Annotated in this window: 18 protein-coding genes; 5 read left to right on the top strand and 13 right to left on the bottom strand. The window is 29.1% G+C overall.

Annotation, left to right across the window (positions count from 1 at the left end; translation table 11 throughout):
- Positions 1 to 5: 5 nt before the first annotated feature.
- Positions 6 to 284, top strand: a complete 279-nt coding sequence (locus HNP67_RS02450) for a PTS sugar transporter subunit IIB (protein ID WP_184124641.1) — start codon at positions 6 to 8, stop codon at positions 282 to 284.
- Between the two features lie 21 nt (positions 285 to 305).
- Here HNP67_RS02450 and HNP67_RS02445 read toward each other — a convergent pair whose 3' ends face one another.
- Genes HNP67_RS02445 through HNP67_RS02420 form a run of 6 tightly spaced genes read right to left on the bottom strand, consistent with a single transcriptional unit; the run spans position 306 to position 8,505 of the window.
- A complete protein-coding gene (locus HNP67_RS02445; protein ID WP_184124639.1) occupies positions 306 to 1,364 on the bottom strand; it encodes an NAD(P)H-dependent glycerol-3-phosphate dehydrogenase in 1,059 nt (352 codons plus the stop codon).
- Between the two features lie 17 nt (positions 1,365 to 1,381).
- Positions 1,382 to 3,673 carry an AAA family ATPase gene (locus tag HNP67_RS02440; RefSeq protein ID WP_184124637.1) on the bottom strand — a complete coding sequence of 764 codons (2,292 nt, stop codon included), beginning with the start codon at positions 3,671 to 3,673 and terminating at the stop codon, positions 1,382 to 1,384.
- A gap of 10 nt (positions 3,674 to 3,683) precedes the next feature.
- Positions 3,684 to 4,901 carry a tyrosine--tRNA ligase gene (gene tyrS / locus HNP67_RS02435; protein WP_184124635.1) on the bottom strand — a complete coding sequence of 406 codons (1,218 nt, stop codon included), beginning with the start codon at positions 4,899 to 4,901 and terminating at the stop codon, positions 3,684 to 3,686.
- Positions 4,898 to 6,235 (bottom strand): glycine--tRNA ligase, encoded by a 1,338-nt coding sequence (locus HNP67_RS02430; protein ID WP_184124633.1) that lies wholly within the window; start codon positions 6,233 to 6,235, stop codon positions 4,898 to 4,900. The genes tyrS and HNP67_RS02430 overlap by 4 nt, the downstream gene beginning before the upstream one ends.
- A 17-nt stretch (positions 6,236 to 6,252) precedes the next feature.
- On the bottom strand, positions 6,253 to 7,725 hold the full coding sequence (gltX, locus tag HNP67_RS02425; protein ID WP_184124631.1) for a glutamate--tRNA ligase: 1,473 nt from the start codon (positions 7,723 to 7,725) through the stop codon (positions 6,253 to 6,255).
- A gap of 12 nt (positions 7,726 to 7,737) precedes the next feature.
- The gene (locus tag HNP67_RS02420) at positions 7,738 to 8,505 is read right to left on the bottom strand and encodes a hypothetical protein (protein WP_184124630.1); all 768 of its coding nucleotides are present in this window, start codon (positions 8,503 to 8,505) and stop codon (positions 7,738 to 7,740) included.
- A 124-nt stretch (positions 8,506 to 8,629) separates the two neighbouring features.
- Between HNP67_RS02420 and pdeB the strand changes: the two genes are divergently transcribed.
- The 4 genes from pdeB to HNP67_RS02400 are packed head-to-tail and all read left to right on the top strand — an operon-like array spanning position 8,630 to position 12,150.
- Positions 8,630 to 9,769 (top strand): cyclic di-GMP phosphodiesterase PdeB, encoded by a 1,140-nt coding sequence (gene pdeB / locus HNP67_RS02415; protein ID WP_184124629.1) that lies wholly within the window; start codon positions 8,630 to 8,632, stop codon positions 9,767 to 9,769.
- A 22-nt stretch (positions 9,770 to 9,791) separates the two neighbouring features.
- Entirely contained in the window at positions 9,792 to 10,505 is a 714-nt protein-coding gene (locus tag HNP67_RS02410; protein WP_184124628.1) for a 5'-methylthioadenosine/adenosylhomocysteine nucleosidase, read from the top strand.
- The gene (gene metK, locus HNP67_RS02405; RefSeq protein ID WP_184124627.1) at positions 10,502 to 11,680 is read left to right on the top strand and encodes a methionine adenosyltransferase; all 1,179 of its coding nucleotides are present in this window, start codon (positions 10,502 to 10,504) and stop codon (positions 11,678 to 11,680) included. The genes HNP67_RS02410 and metK overlap by 4 nt, the downstream gene beginning before the upstream one ends.
- A complete protein-coding gene (locus HNP67_RS02400; protein WP_184124626.1) occupies positions 11,677 to 12,150 on the top strand; it encodes an S-ribosylhomocysteine lyase in 474 nt (157 codons plus the stop codon). The genes metK and HNP67_RS02400 overlap by 4 nt, the downstream gene beginning before the upstream one ends.
- 12 nt (positions 12,151 to 12,162) lie before the next feature.
- On the opposite strand, the gene HNP67_RS02395 is transcribed toward HNP67_RS02400, so the two are convergent.
- The 7 genes from HNP67_RS02395 to bmpC form a co-directional block, all read right to left on the bottom strand.
- Complete coding sequence (locus HNP67_RS02395) at positions 12,163 to 12,825, bottom strand: hypothetical protein (RefSeq protein WP_184124625.1); 663 nt, start codon at positions 12,823 to 12,825, stop codon at positions 12,163 to 12,165.
- Between the two features lie 26 nt (positions 12,826 to 12,851).
- Complete coding sequence (locus tag HNP67_RS02390) at positions 12,852 to 13,271, bottom strand: HIT family protein (RefSeq protein ID WP_184124623.1); 420 nt, start codon at positions 13,269 to 13,271, stop codon at positions 12,852 to 12,854.
- A gap of 50 nt (positions 13,272 to 13,321) precedes the next feature.
- The gene (gene mgtE, locus HNP67_RS02385) at positions 13,322 to 14,686 is read right to left on the bottom strand and encodes a magnesium transporter (protein ID WP_184124620.1); all 1,365 of its coding nucleotides are present in this window, start codon (positions 14,684 to 14,686) and stop codon (positions 13,322 to 13,324) included.
- A gap of 53 nt (positions 14,687 to 14,739) precedes the next feature.
- Positions 14,740 to 16,164 carry an MGH1-like glycoside hydrolase domain-containing protein gene (locus tag HNP67_RS02380; protein WP_184124618.1) on the bottom strand — a complete coding sequence of 475 codons (1,425 nt, stop codon included), beginning with the start codon at positions 16,162 to 16,164 and terminating at the stop codon, positions 14,740 to 14,742.
- Positions 16,165 to 16,276: 112 nt separating this feature from the next.
- The gene (gene bmpB, locus HNP67_RS02375; protein WP_184124616.1) at positions 16,277 to 17,302 is read right to left on the bottom strand and encodes a nucleoside ABC transporter substrate-binding protein BmpB; all 1,026 of its coding nucleotides are present in this window, start codon (positions 17,300 to 17,302) and stop codon (positions 16,277 to 16,279) included.
- 86 nt (positions 17,303 to 17,388) lie between these two features.
- Complete coding sequence (gene bmpA / locus HNP67_RS02370; protein ID WP_184124614.1) at positions 17,389 to 18,408, bottom strand: nucleoside ABC transporter substrate-binding protein BmpA; 1,020 nt, start codon at positions 18,406 to 18,408, stop codon at positions 17,389 to 17,391.
- Positions 18,409 to 18,449: 41 nt separating this feature from the next.
- Complete coding sequence (gene bmpC / locus HNP67_RS02365; protein ID WP_184124612.1) at positions 18,450 to 19,511, bottom strand: nucleoside ABC transporter substrate-binding protein BmpC; 1,062 nt, start codon at positions 19,509 to 19,511, stop codon at positions 18,450 to 18,452.
- Positions 19,512 to 19,684 lie beyond the last annotated feature (173 nt).

Raw genomic sequence — 19,684 nt, 5'->3', positions numbered from 1 at the left:
TTACTATGGTAGATTTAGAAAAAACAAATAAAATCAAAGTAGCAGAGCATATTGTAGAATGCTTTGGAGGAATTAAAAATATTAAAAACATACACAAAGACCTAACAAGAATAAAAATTTTAGTAGACAGCAATTCTTTAGTCAAAAGAGACGATTTAACACAAAATGACAACATAATAGGAACCATTAAATCTAATGAGCTTACAGAAGTTGTAATGAATTTTGAAATAATCGAAGATGTTTATAATAAAATTTTATATATGATGAATGATAAAAAACAATAAAGCCTCTGTAGAGGCTTTATTTTATTGCCCAACATCTTTCATATACTCAATAACAGATTCGGGCTCCAACTCTTTATTCAAAATTTTATATATAACGCCTAACAAGCTATTGGGATTGAGATCACGATTTAATTGTTTAAAAAAGGAAAAAATTGATTTAGCAGCCAAAACTCCCTCTGGCAAATATCCAATTTTTTCAATATTGCTTATCAAATCATCTATACTAAAAAAGCTTTCTAAAATATTTTTGCTCACAATTTCATTACCAAATCGTCTATTTCTCCCAAACATGCTTCTACAAGTAACATCTAAATCGCCAGAACCAGACAAAAATAAAAACGTTTCAATATTTTTCCCCCCAAGCTCAATTGCAATGTCCTTTATATTATTCAAGGATATTGAAAATAAAAATGACTCTGTATTGCTGCCTATTAAATTAGGATAATTCAATTTATAAGCATCCAAAATTCCAAATGCAATCGCAAACACATTTTTTAAAGCCGCTGCTATTTGCACCCCAAAAACATCATTGCTATAAAATAAAGAAATTGAAGTTTTACTAAATAAATTAATAAACAAATATGCATTTTCTCTATTATTACTAGCCGCAACAAGTCCTGTTATCACTCCAAGCCCAACTTCCTCAGCATGACTTGGCCCAACAATATAAGTAATTTCGTCTGTATATCCTCTCATAACTCTCTCAGCAGCTTCAACAACTGTCTGAGTTTTGCCATCAAAAGTAATAAATCCTTTTGTAAGTATTGCTAACTTTGGCTTTACCTCTAAAGAATGTAAAAATTGATCCAATTTTTTTAAAATATCAACAGTAAAAAGAGAAGGCGTTGCAATGAAAATATAATCAGACATTGTTGCGACCTCAAACAAATCTGAACTTGCAACTAAATTTTTTGGCAATTTAATTCCCTTTAAATATTTGGCATTAACATTATCATTATTAATACCATTCTTAACATCTTCTTCAAAAGACCATAAAAAAATATTAAAATCAAATTTATCTGCCAAAGACTTTGCAATAGCTGTTCCCCAAGCACCTGCTCCTATTACTGATATTTTCATAAATACTCCCTATAACCTTATAAAAACTCATATTTTATTGTTTCATCTAAATAGATTTTCATTTTACCAGAATTTTCAATTTTCTTAAAAAGAATTTCATCTATTAAAAGCTTTCCCAACTCTTTGTATATAAATTTTCTAATACTTTTTAAGCTATAACCCTTTCCATAAATCTTTTCACGAATATAATCAACAACACTTTTTTCAAAAAAAACATCCAATTTTCTATCTCTTAATATCCTTGCAAAACGATTAAGTTCATTAAAAATGATTTTATCAAAATCTAATTCATCAATAGATTTAAATACAAACACATGATCTATTAGCTCTAAAAATTTATTAGAAAATCTTTTCTCTAATATAAAGTTAAAATCATTTCCTCCTGCCATTTTATTTTTAAAGCCAATGCTATTAAGCTCCTTGCTATCAGCATCAACACTTATTACTATTAAACTTTCTGATAAGCTCACCTTTTTCCCAAGACCATCAAAAAGTTTACCTGTTTTAAACCCCTCTAAAAAAAAATCAAAAACCCTTTTATTACATTTATCAAAATCTGATAGGAAAATAATAGAATTAGAAGATTTGTTCAAAAATTTGAAAAATCTAGTAGATTCATAATACCCTTCATTACTTAAAACAGGCCCAATCAATCTATCAAGAGAATTAAAATCACTATACTCACCCATGTTAAGACTAAACTTTGGAATTTTAAACTCTTGTGATAGAATATCCGTCAATTTGCATTTTCCTGATCCAGAAGCACCAATAAAAGCAAATATACCAATAGTACTTCTATTGGCAAGCAAATTAAATTTTAATAATTTAATATTTAATATCAAATCAAATACTAAGTTATCATGTATAACAAGTTCTTTTTTTATTCTATTTTCTAAATTAATTAGCAATTCGTTATTATACTCTTCAAAATTAAAAATATTAGAACCAATAATAGATTTAATCAGATCACAAACATCATCTTTTGTTATAATTCTTTTTATGTTTTCAAGCTTAAACTTAGAGCCCAATTCATCTAAAATATCAAAAGCTTTGTCTGGAAGAAATCTATCTTTAATATATTTTTGAGACATGAGAATGCAAGCTTGTATTGCCTCATCTGTATATTCCACATTATGATATCTCTCATAATCTTTTTTAATCTCCTGCAAAATATTATAAGCGTCTTCAAAATTGGGCTCTTTAAGCTCTATACTCTGAAACCTTCTCATTAAAGCCTTATCTTTTAAAAAAAACTTTCTATATTCATATTCTGTAGTAGCTCCAATAAATTTAATTTTTCCCAAAGTGAGAATGGGCTTCAACAAATTGGAAATATCCATACTACCAATTGAAGTAGCTCCTGCTCCTACTATCATATGGATTTCATCAATAAAAAGCATAACTTTTTTTCTTGAGTTTAAAAAATCTAAAACCCTATTCACCCTACTCTCAAGATCTCCCCTATATTTAGTGTCTGAAATAAGCCTACCAATATCAAGCGAATAGATTTCATACCCTATTAAATCCTTTGGAACATTCTCCATTTTTATTTTATATGCAAGACCTTGGATTAATACTGTTTTCCCAACACCAGGTTCTCCAAATAAAATAGGATTACTTTTGTGCTTTCTTAGTATCACCTGGATTAACCGAGATAATTCTTGCTTTCTACCAATTAAAGGATTGTATTTTAAATCCAAAGTATCAATAACGTTTGTTAAAAAATTACCGACAGAGTCTTTGCTTTCTAAGAAAATATTATTTTGATCTAACTTATCGTGCTTATCATTAAAAATATGAAAGCCTCCTTTCCTTTTTGGTACATTATTATGAATATACTCTACAATTAATTCACTGTTTCCTGAGGAAGATTTAGTATTTACAGTCAAATAATCATGAACTTCAATAAGTTTGTCAAAAATAGTTAAATTAAAACCTGAGCTAAAAAGCGCATCTAAAATACTATTTTTTCTTTTTTTGACAAGCACCCACAATAAATCTTTTTCTTGTATTTTATAGGGTTTTTTATAAAAAAAAAGAACACTAATTATATCTTCATACAAATAATCCATACTAGAAACATAGCCTGGGATATAATTGCCTCTTAAGGGAAGTTTACTAAAAAATTCTTCTAGTTGTTTATTAAGTTTATAAAAGTCAATTGCACACAAACTAAGCAATTCTCTAATTTTATCGCTTTTAATAAGCCCATAAAAAATATGCTCTTCTGTAAACACAAGATGCTTGGATTCCATAAAAAACAAAAAAGTGTTAAAAAATAAACAATTTAAAGCTCTTCTATCATACATCTAAAATCAACTATAAAACAATTCGTAAAAATTTTTTCTTACCCACTCTTAATTCAACTTCATCGTTATTAAAATCCTTTTTAGTAAGAAGGTGGCCCTGATTTTCTACCCTTTTGCCATTAATATAAACACCCCCAGAATCAATCAATCTTCTGCCTTCTGATTTGCTAGGCACAATTTTTGAATCTAGCATTAAATCAACCAATAATACCTCTTCTTCCAAATTAGAAAAGTTAAATTTAAAAAATGGAATATTACTTCTATCTCCAATTCCCCCAAATGCAGCAAAAGCTGCCTCTTGAACTTTTAAGGCTTCCGTTTCTCCATGAACAATTTTAGTTATCTCAAAAGCTAAAATCTCTTTAGCTTTATTTAAAGAATTCCCCTTAAAATTTGAAATTAATTCAATCTCATCTTCTTCTAAAAAAGTAAAAAGATATAAAAAAGTTTTCACATCCGAATCTGAAGTATTTCTAAAATACTGATAAAAATCATAAATACTGTAAAGATTGGAATCAAGATAAACAGCACCTTTTTCTGATTTACCCATTTTTTTCCCATCACTTCTTGTAATTAATGGAAACGTAAGCCCAAAAGCTTCTGATCCAATTTTTTTTCTAATTAGATCAACCCCTGAAATAATATTTCCCCATTGATCATCGCCACCAATTTGAAGTCGACAATTTTTAATTTTATTAAGCATATAATAATCATAAGACTGTAAAAGTTGATAATTAAACTCAATAAATGAAAGTCCAAAATCAAGCCTTCTTTTATAAGTTTCAAAGCTTAACATGCGATTAACAGAAAAATGCACCCCAATATCTCTTAAAAATTCAATATAATTGAGATTATCTAACCAATTTGCATTATGAATAAAGCATTCTGAAGTAAACTTAGTTATTCTTTGAAGTTGATTTTTTATCAACAAGGCATTATTGCTAATCTCTTCTGAAGATAAAATCTTTCTCATCTCACTTTTTCCAGAAGGATCACCTATTTTTGCTGTAGAATCTCCAATTAAAATAATTGGTATGTGACCATGTTGTCTAAGATGCATCATTGCTAAAAAAGGAATCAAGTGACCAATATGAAGAGAACTAGATGTTGCATCAACTCCCACATAAAAAACTATTTTTTCTCTATCCATTAAATCACTTAAAACTTTTAAAGATGTACATTGCTTTAAAAATCCACGTTTATGCAAAAGACTTAAAGCAAGATTCATTTATTAAAATCCTCTTTGTAATTTAAAATCTCTGTTTTAATGTATGAATATAAATCATTAATATAAATTCTTTTCTGAGTCATGCTATTTCTTTCTCTAACAGTAACTGTCTCATTCTCAAGAGTATCATAGTCTATTGTTACACAATAAGGAGTTCCTATTTCATCTTGACGTCTGTACCTTTTGCCTATTGTTCCACCATCATCGTAAAATATATGAAAATCATCGCAAAGCTCCATATAAATCCTTCTAGCAACCTCAATAAGCTCAACTTTTTTAACAAGAGGGAATATCGCAATCTTGTAAGGAGCCAACTTAGGATGTAAGCGCAAAACAATACGCTTATCTCCATCTGAGAGTTCTTCCTCAGAATAAGCATCACAAAGAGTCATTAAAACAGACCTTGTAAGACCAGCAGAAGTTTCAATAACATAGGGCACATATTTCTCTTTTGTTAACAAATCATGATACTCAAATATTTTGGGCTTGTTAGAAAATTTAGCATGCTGAGTTAAATCATAATTACCTCTATTGTGAATACCCTCTACTTCCTGAAATCCAAACGGAAATTCATACTCAATATCAAATGCGGCTTTTGCATAATGAGCAAGCTGCGTTGAATCATGAGCTTTAAATCTTAACCTATCGGATCTAATTTTAAGAATTTCTATAAAAAAATTCATTCTATTTTGCTGCCAATAGCAAAACCACTCGTCTATTTGCTTAGGATGAACAAAAAACTGCATTTCCATTTGCTCAAACTCACAAGTTCTAAATATAAAATTCTTAGTAACTATCTCATTTCTAAACGCTTTACCTACCTGAGCAATTCCAAAAGGAATCTTAAGCCTTGAAGAATCCAAAACATTTCTAAAATTAACAAAAATTCCTTGTGCTGTCTCAGGCCTTAAATAAACCTCACCAGAACCATCCTCCACTGCTCCAATATGGGTCTTAAACATCAAATTAAAACTTCTTGGAGAAGTAAAATTATTCCCAACTTTGCAATTTGGACAATTTTTTGACAAATCAACAAAATCGACTCTAAATCTACTTTTACAATCTTTGCAATCAACCATAGAATCTGAAAAACCATCAACATGCCCAGATGCTCTCCAAATTTCAGGGCGCATAAAAATAGCACTATCTAAACCTACAATGTTTTCATGCAAATATACCATGCTCTTCCACCACTCTTTCTTTATATTTTCTTTAAGTTCGACTCCCAAAGGACCATAGTCCCAAGCTCCTGAAAGGCCTCCATAAACCTCTGAAGACTGAAATACAAACCCTTTTCTTTTTGCAAGAGAAATAATATCTTCCATTCTAACCATAAAAATATCCTTAATAGCTATTCATTTATTCTTAAAAATTCCTGTGCTAATTTTATTCTTTCAAAAACTTTAGACCTACCTATCAATTTTAAAGAATCAAAAAGCGGCGGAGAAACTTTGCTGCCAAGAACTGCAATTCTAATAGGAAGAAGAATTTCTCCCAATTTAAAACCATTACTTTCAGCAAAATCATAAAAAATTTTATCATTTTCTTCTGACGATCTTTTTTCAAATCCTTCTAAAATAGGCTTTATTAACTCTAAAATAGAACAAACCTCTTTAGCTGTTTTTTTTCTGCTTAAAAACTCATCTAAATTCCAAGATTTAATGTCTTCATAAAAAAATTTAGTCATATTTAAAGCATCACTTAATTTTTTAATTCTACTCTTTATAAGAGGAATTAGTGACTTTAATTTTTGATCCTCTTCCAAAGTACTAGGCTTAGAAACATACCCTTTTTTTTGAAAAAAGGGGAGCAAAAGATTTAACAAATCTTCATCTTTTTTCTCTCTAATATAATAACTATTAAAAAAATCCAACTTATGATAATCAAAAATCGCAGGAGATTTATTGATCTTCTCAATTGAAAAAAATTGCTCAAGATCATTTTTTGAGAAAAATTCTCTCTTATCATCGTAGGACCAGCCAAGCAAAGTAACATAATTAATAATAGCTTCTGGAAGATACCCATCTTCAATAAACTGTCTTAAAGCTGTTGATCCATGTCTCTTGCTTAATTTTTGACCATCATTTCCCATAACCATTGGAAGATGACAATAAATAGGCGGCTTCCATTTAAAAGCCTTATAAAGAAGCACGTGCAATGGACCTGAAGAAACCCATTCTTGAGCCCTTAATACATGGGTAATTTTCATTAAATAATCATCAACCACATTAGCAAGATGATAAGTTGGAAGTCCATCTGACTTGAGAATTACAGGATCAGGACTAATGTCTTTATTTGCCCATGTAATTCTTCCAAGCAAAATATCATCAAAGCTAGTGTCTCCCTCTAAAGGAATTTTAAATCTGACAACAGGTTTGATTTTTTTAATTAGCGCATTCTCAACTTCATCACTACTTAAATTCCTACAATGCCTATCATATCCGGGTGGCATCTTATTAATATTTTGAATTTTTTTAATCCTTTCAAGCCTTTCAGAACTGCAATAACAATAATAAGCATGTCCAGATTCAATTAAATATTTAGCATATTGCTTATATATTTCACTTCTTTGAGACTGAACATAAGGTGCATAATCACCTCCTATAACAGGACCTTCATCAAAAGAAATACCAAGCCATTTAAGACTTGAATAAAGATCATTTTCAGCCTCTGAAAAATACCTGCTCTGATCTGTATCCTCAATCCTAAGTAAAAATTTACCTCCACAAGACTTTGCAAAAAAATAATTAAACAAAGCTGTTCTAATCCCACCAATATGCTGCAAGCCCGTTGGAGAAGGCGCATAACGAACCCTTATACTCAAAACACAACTCCTTTAATAAAAAACATCTTTTTTAGAAAAATCATAAATATAATAAAAAACAACAAAAAATAAATTTGAACCAAGTAGCTTTGTATGTTTAGAATCTATCCTGTTTTTAAATTTATAATATCGATTTCTAATCTCAATTTTTTTTCTTTCAAGTAAATCAAAAGATGTTTTTGATTTGCGCAATAAATAATAGAAATAAATAGTAAAAATATCATTTTTCAAAAAAAACTTATCTAAAAAATTTATTAACTCTTTTAGCTTTGAATGCTCTTCAAATGACAACATACTAAGAGCCTCACAATATTTCACCCACTTATTTCTACTATACTTGTAATTTAAAATCAAACTAGAAGCCTTTTCTTTTTCTCTAAAGCTAATAAGAACAGAATAAAGCTCTATTATTGTCTTATGTCTTAATCTGGTGTCTTTTAAATAAAAATAAAGCTCATCAAGACTTTTTTTATCTTGTTTTATTAAAATAAACCTAAGAAGAATAGATATTTCAAAAACACTTTTAAGCTTTTTACGAACCATTTTAAGCTTTAAAAAAGTAAATGCATCTTCCATCCCATTTAAAATAAAATACAATCTTGAAAAAAAATACTGAGAATATATAACATTAAAAACAATCACTAATAAAAAATAAATCACAATAAATTGGTAATTAAGTAAAATGAAGCTTAATTTCATTTGAAATCTTAAAATTGCCAGAAAATAAACAAATAATCCAAGAAAAATAATATTAAAACCTAAGCGTATTTTTTCTACCATAAAAATCTCTTCAAAAAAGCTTAATTCAAAAATTGAGATATAATAAATACATTATACTAATAGATGGACAATTAATAAATAATATGATATACATGGTTAGTAGAGCTTAATTTCAAGGGAATAAATGCAAAATTCTGAAAGCATTATTAAAAATATAAAAAATTCGTCATATTTAATAGATGAGGAATTCTTAGTTTGGCCTGAAAATGCATTTATTGGAGATAAAAACATTGAGCTTATTGAAAAATGGAATTTAAAGTCATACATTAAAGAGAGAAAAAATTTTTTCAGTGATGATTCTGTTAAAAAAGAATATGAAGAAATACACAAAAAATTCAACGAAGAGGCTATTTCTAGTTATCATGTAATAATAAGTAATTTAGAAGAAATCTATGAAAATTGCAAAAGAAATAAAAAAATATACTACCAAGATATAATGCCTACTGTAAAAAAAGTAATAGAATTTTACAAAAAACAGAAAAAAATTTTTATCAAGTATTTTAGAATTCCCAAGCTTTCTGCAAACTATCACATTATTCATTCAGTAAATACAGCTATCCTAACAGTAGCCCTTGGCAATGAAATGGGACTAAATAACTATAAAACAGTAGAACTTTGTAGTATTGCTCTTTTACATAAAATAGGATTTTTATTTATTCCATCAAAAATCAGCGAAAAAAAAGAAGCATTAACCGAGGACGAACTAGAAATAATAAAAAAATATCCCATAATAAGCTATAAAATAGCTTCAACAAGCAATCTGTCACGATCAATGTGCTTAACACTTTTAACACATAAAGAAAATCTAGACGGAACTGGCTACCCTAAAGGACTAACAAGCGAAAACATCAGCATAGAATCAAATATAATAGGTGCTGCTAGTGCCTATTCTGCTATCATTTTAGATAAGGCATACAAAAAATCCTTTAATTCTGGAGCATCTATTATTGAATTAATTCAAGATGCTGACAAAAAATTTGACAAAAGAGTTTTAAAGTTAATAATCAATGCTATATCTTCTTGTCCTTTAGACTTTATTGTAGAACTTAATGACAATTCTATAGCCAAAATAGTAGATATAGATGATTCTAACCCAAATCTCCCATACATAAACCACATAATAAAAAATGGAAAGGTTGTAGACAAAAATGAGCAATCTAGTGTTCAGTCTATACCAAACACAAACACAGGAATAAAAAAAATACTCAATCAAAATGAAATAGAACTAATTAAAAATAAATATTCTTTAATAGATATTATATAAACACTTAAAAGGAGAAAAAAGCATGATTTTGATAATATCAGCTATGCAAGAAGAATCAGAAGAAATAAATAAAATGCTTGATAACAAAGAAGAAATTGTATTAAACGATTACTTAGAAAATAAAAAGATTTACAAAGGAAAAATTTTAGGAAAAAATGTAATATCTTTAACTACAGGAATTGGTAAAGTTAACGCAGCAACTTGGAGCAGTCAAATTATCTCTAAATATAAAATCACTCACATAATAAACTCTGGGAGCTCTGGAGGAATAAAAGAAAACTCTAACCTTAAAATATTAGATATCATAGTATCCTCAGAAACAGCATACTATGACTTTGACTTAACCAAGTTTGGACACAAAATAGGACAAGTCCCCAATTTGCCACAAAAGTTTAAAGCAGATGAAGAGTTGCTAAAAAAAGTGGTCAATATTGTTGACAGCAAACTTTTAAACATTGATACCCACATTGGCTTAATCCTAACAGGAGATCGATTTGTTGACAATGAAAAAAATCTTGAAACAATTAAAAAAAATTTCAAAGATGCTTTAGCTGTAGATATGGAAGGAGCTGCAATAGCTCAAGTAGCTCACATATTTAAAATACCATTCATAATCATTCGTTCAATTTCTGATTTACCAAACACTAAAGACAACCATATAGACTTTAATAAATTTTTAAAAACATCATCAATAAATTCAAGCAAAATGATAAAGGAACTTATTAGGCTAATATGAATAAAATAATAGCAGCTAACCAAACTTTAACTTCTGAGGCTGTATCTGAAGGACATCCAGATAAAATTGCAGATCAAATCTCTGATGCCATCCTTGACGAAATGCTAAAAGAAGATAAAAATGCAAAAGTAGCTTGCGAGGTCATAATTGCACAAAATTTAGTAGTAATAGCAGGAGAAATAAATAGTCCTGTAAAAAAAAACATAGATATAAAAGGAATTGCTAAGAACATCATCAAAGATATAGGCTATACAGACATTGATTATGGGCTTGATTACAAAACAATAACAGTAATAGACGCTGTTGGCAATCAATCGCGTGACATTATAAACGCAATTGAAAAAAAAGGATCCAATGCCCTTGGAGCAGGCGATCAGGGAATAATATTTGGATATGCCTGCGATGAAACAAAAAATTTTTTGCCAGCTCCCTATGAACTTGCCAATTCAATTCTAAAAAAAGCCAGCAACCTTAGAAAATCAGGAGCAATAAAATGGTTAAGGCCTGACTCAAAATCTCAAGTTACTATAGAATACGATAAAAATAGAAACCCTATAAAAATAAAAAATATTATAGTCTCTCATCAACACCATCCAAACATCTCCCAAGAACTAATACGACAAACAATAATTGAAGAAATTATCAAACCCACCATTCAAGACAAATCAATGCTTGATGAAAATACTACTTATTGCATTAATCCTTCCGGAAATTTTGTAATTGGAGGGCCTACCGGAGACACCGGTCTTACAGGAAGAAAAATTATTGCCGATAGCTATGGTGGATTTGCAAGACATGGAGGAGGAGCATACAGTGGAAAAGATGCCACAAAAGTAGATAGATCAGCTGCCTATATGGCAAGATATATCGCAAAAAATATGGTTGCAGCCGGAATTTCTAAAGAATTTGAACTACAACTCGCATATGCAATTGGAATTGAAAACCCAATATCTATTCAAATAACTGCAGGAATAAATGATCCTAAATATGCAAACAAAATATTAAATTTTATTGTTAATAACTTCGATTTAACTCCCAACGGTATAATTGAAAAATTAAAATTAAAACAACCAATATATCTTAAAACTTGCACTTATGGTCATTTTGGAAAAAATGAATTTGAATGGGAAAAATTAGATTTTGTAAAAAAAATACAAACAGCGCTAAAAAAATGAAAAAAATAACAAGCTTTACAATAGATCACACAAAACTAAACCCTGGCATATATGTCTCAAGAAAAGACACCTTTGAAAATGTAATATTTACTACAATAGACATTAGAATCAAAGCTCCCAACATCGAACCAATAATTGAAAACGCAGCAATACATACAATAGAGCACATAGGGGCTACTTTGCTTAGAAATAATGAAGTTTGGGCCAAAAAAATAGTATATTTTGGGCCTATGGGATGCAGAACTGGTTTTTACTTAATAATTTTTGGAGACTATGAAAGTAAAGATCTTATTGCCCTAGTCACATGGCTTTTTTCCGAAATCGTAAATTTTTCAGAGCCTATTCCAGGCGCAAGTGATAAGGAATGCGGAAATTACAAGGAACACAACCTTGATATGGCTAAATATGAATCTTCTAAATACTTGCAAGTATTAAACAATATTAAAGAAGAAAATTTAAAATATCCTTAAGCTCACAAAAATTTATAAAATAGAAAGTATTTCGCTTTCATTTTTTGTTGCTACATCAAACTGAAAAATAAATCCTAATGTTATTTTGTGCATTTGATTTAAAAGTAAAGGTTTGTTGTAAAAAATTGGAGAAACTGTATATTCCAAAAAAATAAAATCTATATTAATTCTAGCTCCAATATCTACTCCCAAAACAAAATTATCTAGCAATGTCCAAGCTCTTGAATTTATAGAACAAATTTTTGCAACAATGTATGAAAATTTTAAACCCGTAAAAAAGATTAAACTAAACATTGGGGTATATGATAAAAAGAAATAATCACCATACATTCTCATTGAGAATGTAACATCTTTTATTATGAAATAATTTAGAGAATGCTTTAAATATGCTTGATCATCCAACATAAATACAATCTCTTTGGTGTAAGGAGTATGACTTGGTAAAAATTTAATATCTAAATTAAATTCTCCACCAAGTGCTAAATTTTGAGAAACATTAACACCAAGTCCACTGAAAATTTGATACTTAAGTCTTTCATAGAAGAACAAATCTTGAGTAAAATTATCAACACCAATCCCAAATCCACTATATACATTAAGATAACCAGGAATTCCTGAATAAATTCTTAATGTATTAAGAATAAAAACAAAAAAGAACAAAAAGTTTCTTCTCATAAAGAATCCTTTTTGGCAAAATAAAATTAAATATTCATACTTATTTGCATAGACAACTCTTTAAATTTTTCAACTTCAAGATTAAGTTTATTGCCTCTCTTAAAACCAAAACCATCATTTTTAAATCTTGGAATTACATGAAAATGAGTATGAAAAACTTCTTGCCCCGCACCAGCCCCCAAAGCAGAATAGATATTTATTCCACCATAAATGCTTGAGTTTATTCTCTTTAAAGCATTTGAAATTTTTTTACATACCCTTAAAACTCTCTCGTTAAATTTATCATCCATATTCAATAAATTCTCACTATGTTCTTTGGGAATAACAAGGGTGTGCCCAAAGGTTAAGGGGTTAATATCCAAAAATGCTAAAACCAAATCGTCCTCATAAACTTTATAACTAGGAAGCTCTTTGTTTACTATTTTGCAAAAAATACAATTATACATTAAAAATACCCTATTATAAAAAAATACCAATCAATATACTTAAATGAAATTCAAACAGCATAACTAACCAAAACCCATTTTGCTATATTAAAATAAGCTATTAAAGTAATAGCATCTGCAATCGTGGTGATTAAAGGGCCTGCCATAAGTGCTGGATCCAACTTCAAAATTTTAGCAACAATGGGCAAAAGACCTCCCAATATCTTTGCTACGGTCAAACTTACCATCAAACAAGATGAAACTACAAAAGCTATTTTCAACTTATCAGAATGGTGTGGAGCTACAAAAAATACAATTCTTAAAAAATTAACACTAGCAAGAATTGCTCCCACTAGAATACTAACACATATTTCCTTTAAAAAAACTTTAAAAAAATCTTTTACCTTAACAGTACCAAGAGCAAGCTCACGAATTATTAAAGCAGATGCCTGAGAGCCGGCATTGCCTGAAGTATCCATTAAAAGGGGAATAAAACTAGCTAAAACCACTAAAGACAACATTAAATTTTGATAATTTGAAATGATTGTTGCTGTAAAAGTAGAAGATACCATAAGAACTAAAAGCCAAATTATCCTATTTTTTGTCATAACTAAAATAGAAGTATCAAGATAAGATGTATCTAAAGGTTTAACGGCTGCAATCATTTGAAAATCTTCAGTATTTACAGATTGAATAACCTCTAAAATGTCATCAATAATAATAACTCCTATCATTCTCCCCTCATTATCAACAACAGGAACACTGGTAATATCATGTTTTTGAAAAAGAAGTGCAACATCTTCTTTCTCATCATTGACCCCCACAATATAAAACCCACTATTTCTCATTATTGACGAGAGAATAACATCATCTTTAGCTAATATTAAATCTTCAATTTTTATAACTCCTTTTAAATGCTTTTCATCGTCTGTAATATAATAAGTGTAAATATCTTCTTTGGTTTTAGCTACCCTTCTAATATAATCAAGAGCTCTGCCAACTGTGAAATCTTCTTTAAGCTCAACGTATTCAATTGTTACAATCGAACCTGCAGAGTCATCACTGTAAGATAAAAATTTATTAATAATTTCTCTATTCTCTTCTGTAGAACTTGCTAAAAATCTCTGAACAACATTTGCAGGAACCTCTTCTAAAAGGTCAATAACATCATCAAGATTCAACTCATCAACCATCTCACTTATTTCTTTGTTGGTAAAAGAATTTGCTAATTTATTTTTTGTAGATTGATCAAAATTAGAAAAAGTTTCAACTGCTATTTTTTTGGGCAAAAACCTGTAGAGTAAAATCAATTCAGTCCCATTAAGTCTTTTAAGAGCCTCAGCAATATCAAAGGAATCATGCTTTAAAAATTTTTCTTTAATTTTAGAATAACTCTTCTCTTTAAGAAAAATTCTCAATTCATCAATATCTATCATTAAAAGGCCCCCAAAAATTTAAATTTTACAAGACATTTAATGAACCTAATTCATCAAAGCTTATCCAACAACATAGAACATCTTCCTGAAGGAATAGGAAGGGTTTTTTCTTTTTTATTTAATATATTTATTGTAAAATAATAAAGTTTCTCAGATTCCATTTTTATTTCCCAACCTCTTTTCCCTTTATTACAAATTATTGTAGTTTGATTCTTTTTAAGAGACAAGCTTTCTATCCCCATAATTTCAAGAGTGGGTATGTTCCAATATACAGTTTTATCAGGCAAGCTAATTGTAAGTCCAATAATATTTTCTATCATCAAACTAATACTAAAAAGCGCAAGATAACAAATAAGACCTTTCTCAGTATAAATTTTTTTATTAAAATCAAAATATGCAGGTCCTTCTTGCATGGGTTTATAAGCTTCCCAAATGTGCCCTTTAATTTTATTAAAAGGCATTAAAGTGTCTAATATATAATACAAATGCCTTATAGTAAATTCTCTTGCAATATTTGCACGACCACAATATTCAAGACCTTTGATCACAAAAAAATTCATATAAGTATATACTGAACCATAATATCCATTGCCATCCTCACTAAAACCTGGTTCACTAACAGAAAGCGTTGGAAAAGGATTTGGAGTCCCAAAATGATTATTACTTTTTAAATAAAAAATCATTCTTTCTATTCTGTCCTCACTAGGAATCTCGGAAAGCATTGGGAAAAAACCTACTATTGTCTTAATTTCAAGAATATTTTCATTAACATCAAGATCATAATAAAATCCATCTTTTTCGCTCCACATTAAAGAATTAATTTTAACCTTAAGGGAAAAAAATCGTTTTTTGTATTCAAGTGATAAATTTTTATCATTTAAAATGTCTGCTAATTTAGAAATACAATATGCACTATGAACTTGTAATGAATTAAAATCTATAGGATAGTATGCATCTGCTCTTGGAGAGTTTTTATAAAAAATTTTATTTACATCAATTGAATAAAGACCATTTTCCTTTAAAAATTTGCTCTCTATCCATTTATAATACTTATCAAGAATTGGCAAAACTTCAGAAATTCTCTTTTTATTCCCTGTTTTATGATATAAGTTATATTCAGCCCACGCAAAAATAGGAAATCCAATATTTTCTTCATTCTCATCAAGATCAATAACAGCATTGTTATTATCATATCTAGCTCTGATTGCACCAGATTCTTCCTGCAATTGATAAAATTTATCAATTGCAGATGTAGATGAATATTCCCCATTACTATAGACAAGAAAAAAGCTTGACATACAAGCTTGCATCTGATCTATATAATCACAATTTTCCGAATAATAATTTTTATCTTTTTTACCCCTATCGGCAACTTTTTGCAAAATAACTTTATCTTGAATCCAAGATAAACTTTTATTATAAATATCAATAAAGTCTTGATCATAATAGTAAATTTTGGGAAACATTTTTTTATTCAATGCTAAATCCTCTAAAACAATAGAAATATACTTCTATTTATTATAACACAATAAATATAACATAATTAAAAAATTAAAAACTGGAAAATTAAAATTTTTCTATCTCAAAAGTTTATAACTTTAATATTTGTTTTATAAAAATTTCATATCCTTCCTGATTGCAAGGAACAATAATCTCTTTATTGATTATTTTTTTCTCAATAACTTTTATGTATTCAAATTCATTCGCATTAGATAAACCAACAACACCATCTCTTAATCCCATTTGAACAACTTTTCCACCTTCCCAAACATCATTATTTTTAATATATTCGCTAGTAATCAAATATAATGCGTCCCCAACGTTTTTTATAACAGAAGTAATAAAATTTTTAGGAGCAAGATGTGACTGGTCTTGATCAGCTCCAATAACATAGTAACCATCGCCAAGTTTTTTTGCAGCTTCAATAACACCAACTCCTGCCAAACCAGCTGCAAAATGAATTATATCTATCCCTTTAGAATACATTTTATTAGCTATGACTCTACCAATATCAACATCGGAAAAAGAATTAGAATATTCACTTATAATCTCTATATCTTTATTAGCATACTTTGCACCAGCTTCATAACCATAACGAAATGCATCTACTATACTGCCCTTAACTCCCCCTATAAAACCTATTTTACCAGAAAAGCTTTTTTTAGCTGCAATATAGCCAGCCAAAAAAGCACCTTGTTCTACCCTGAAAACAACAGCAATCAAATTTTTGGGAATCTGAACATCATCGCCATAAATAGGATCTATTATTCCATAGTTAATTTCTGGATTCTCTAATGAAGCCGATAAAGATGAATCCGTAAGCATATACCCTACAAGCCAAATTAGGTCTGAACCATTCGTTTTTAAATTATCAAGATCTGAAACATAACTAGAATAAACTCCAGAAACAGCTCTAGAAAAAACTTTTTCAATACTTTCTGGAAAATCTTTTTTCAAACGCAATAAAGCATCATTGGCACTAGAATTAAAAGATTTGTCATCAAGAACACCATCTACCAAGATGGATATCTTAATTTTTTTTGAACCAGATTCTATTCCATTCCTACTAAAGCAAGAAGTCAATAAAATACCAAATATAAAAATTGCAATTCTCATATAGAAAATTTCTCCATTTCAATTATTCAAATAAAACCAATATGTTTTTTATACTTAAAAATAAAACATATAAATTGATTTTTTATTTAAATAAATTCTAAAAGAAATTTCTCATAACTTTCTTTATCATATGGAACAATAATTTCTTTGTTGATTATTTTGCTAGAAATACTATCAATTTCTTTCTCAAGTTCAAAGGGAATCATCTTAGGATTTCTTACAAACCCCACAACTCCTTCTTTAAGACCATAATTTATTAATTTGCCACCTTCGAAAGTATTAGTTTTTAAATAGTTAGATGTAAAAATATTTAAAGCTCTACCAACATCTTTGGTTGTAGATGTTATTACATTATTGGGAGCAAGATATGATTGATCCTCATCAACTCCAATAATGTAATGACCAGAACCAAGTTCTTTTGCAACCTCAATAGCCCCAATTCCTCCAAGACCTGCAGCATGATGAATAATGTCTATCTCATCAGAATACATTTTAGTTGCAATACTTCTACCAGCTTCAATGTCAGCAAAACTACCAATATACTGAGTAAATATCTTTATATCTTTATTAGCATATTTAGCACCAGCCTCATACCCATACCTGAAAGCATTTACTATCTCACCTTCTATTCCCCCTAGAAATCCAATTTTACCTGTTTTAGAAACCTTTGCAGCAATATAACCTGTTAAAAATGCGCCTTCTTGAGCCCTGAAGGTTATACCTACCAAATTTGCAGGAATAGGATCATTAGAATAAATAAGATCAATAATTGCATATTTCATCTCGGAATTTTGAAGAGAAACAGCCTTGGCCACATCGCTAAATCTATACCCAATAAGCCAAATTAGATTTGAACCTGCATCCTTAAGCCCCTCAAGATCAGACAAATAAGAATTCGCTGATGATTCTTTTAAAACAAGCTCAATCTTAAATTCCTCTTTAACTTTTTTTGCACCATTTAAAGCACTCTCATTAAAAGATTTATCATCAAAAGTTCCATCAATTATTAAAGATACCTTAGGAATTTCACTCTCAAGACCACTCTTACCACTACAAGATAAAAAAATAATACCCTTAAATAAAATCAACAACAATAATCTATTCATAAACTATTCCCCCTTTACAAATAAATCTATACCTAAATAGTTTATAACTTTGATTTAAATAAATCAAATGCATATTCACTATCGGGAACAATAATTTCTCCACTTATTATTTTATTTTCCAGATCAACAACTTCATCAACTAAGCTATTATTTAAAATATCAGGATCTTTAACAATTTCTATTACTCCCTCCTTTAGCCCTCGATCAATAACAATCCCGCCTTTAAAAACTCCACTATTAATATACTCTGATGAAACAGAATAAATAACCTTTCCAATATCCTTAAGTATTGAAGTAATAACATTTTGAGGTGCAATATATGATTGATCTTGATTTAAACCAATAACATAATATTTGGATCCAAGCTCCTTAGCAGCGTCATAAACTCCAAGCCCAGTTATGCCAGCTACTGGAAAAATAACGCCTACTTTATCCTCTTTATACATGAATAGAGCCATTTCTTTGCCTTTTTCTTTATTAAAAAGAGAGGGTGCCTTTTTTGAAACTAATCTTAATTTGGGATTAGCATAAAAAATTCCAGCTTTAAAACCAAACTTAAAATCATTTAAATGATCACTTGTAGGGCCTGTTAAAAATCCAATCTTTTCTTTTCTGCTCATCTTAGCAGCAATATAACCAGCTAAAAATGCGGCCTCTTCATTTCTGAACTTGATGGCCAAAGAATTCTTAGGAACTTGAATATCTCCATAATCAAAAGCATCTATAATACCATAAAAAATATCTGGGTGTTCGTAGGAAAGCTTAACTGACAAGCCAGAAAATTCGTATCCAACCAACCAAAAAAGATTTAAAGGACTTTTTTGAACCGCATAAGCATCCTCTGTCATTGCCTCATCAACAGTAAGAAGTTTTTTGCCCGCAATAGGATAAGGCCTTAAAGATTTAGTTATAAGTTTTATTCCAAAATCATCTCTAAGTTTTACAACACCGTCATGAACGCTTTGATTATAGCCCTTATCATAAAAGCTGCCATTAGCTAAAACACCTACAACAACTTTGTCAGATTTAATAGACTTTTTATTAGATTTAAAACAAGCAAATACTAATAAAGATAAAGTAATAAAAATAAACCTTTTAAACAAAATTAATCCTCTCCTTACAAAATTTATTTAAAAAAATAAATAGAACTTTTTAAAAATTAAAATATTAACTTTATTTTATTAACAAGTAGTATTCTTTATTTATAAAATAAAATTTCAATAAGACACTTAAAAAGATACTTCTAGCACTAATAAAAACACGGTAGTAGGAAAAA

Origin of the sequence: Borreliella californiensis (genome assembly GCF_014205885.1) — a bacterium.
Lineage (GTDB): Bacteria > Spirochaetota > Spirochaetia > Borreliales > Borreliaceae > Borreliella > Borreliella californiensis.
The sequence above is the reverse complement of the archived record's forward strand: the minus strand, read 5'-3'. Positions and strand labels throughout refer to the sequence as shown.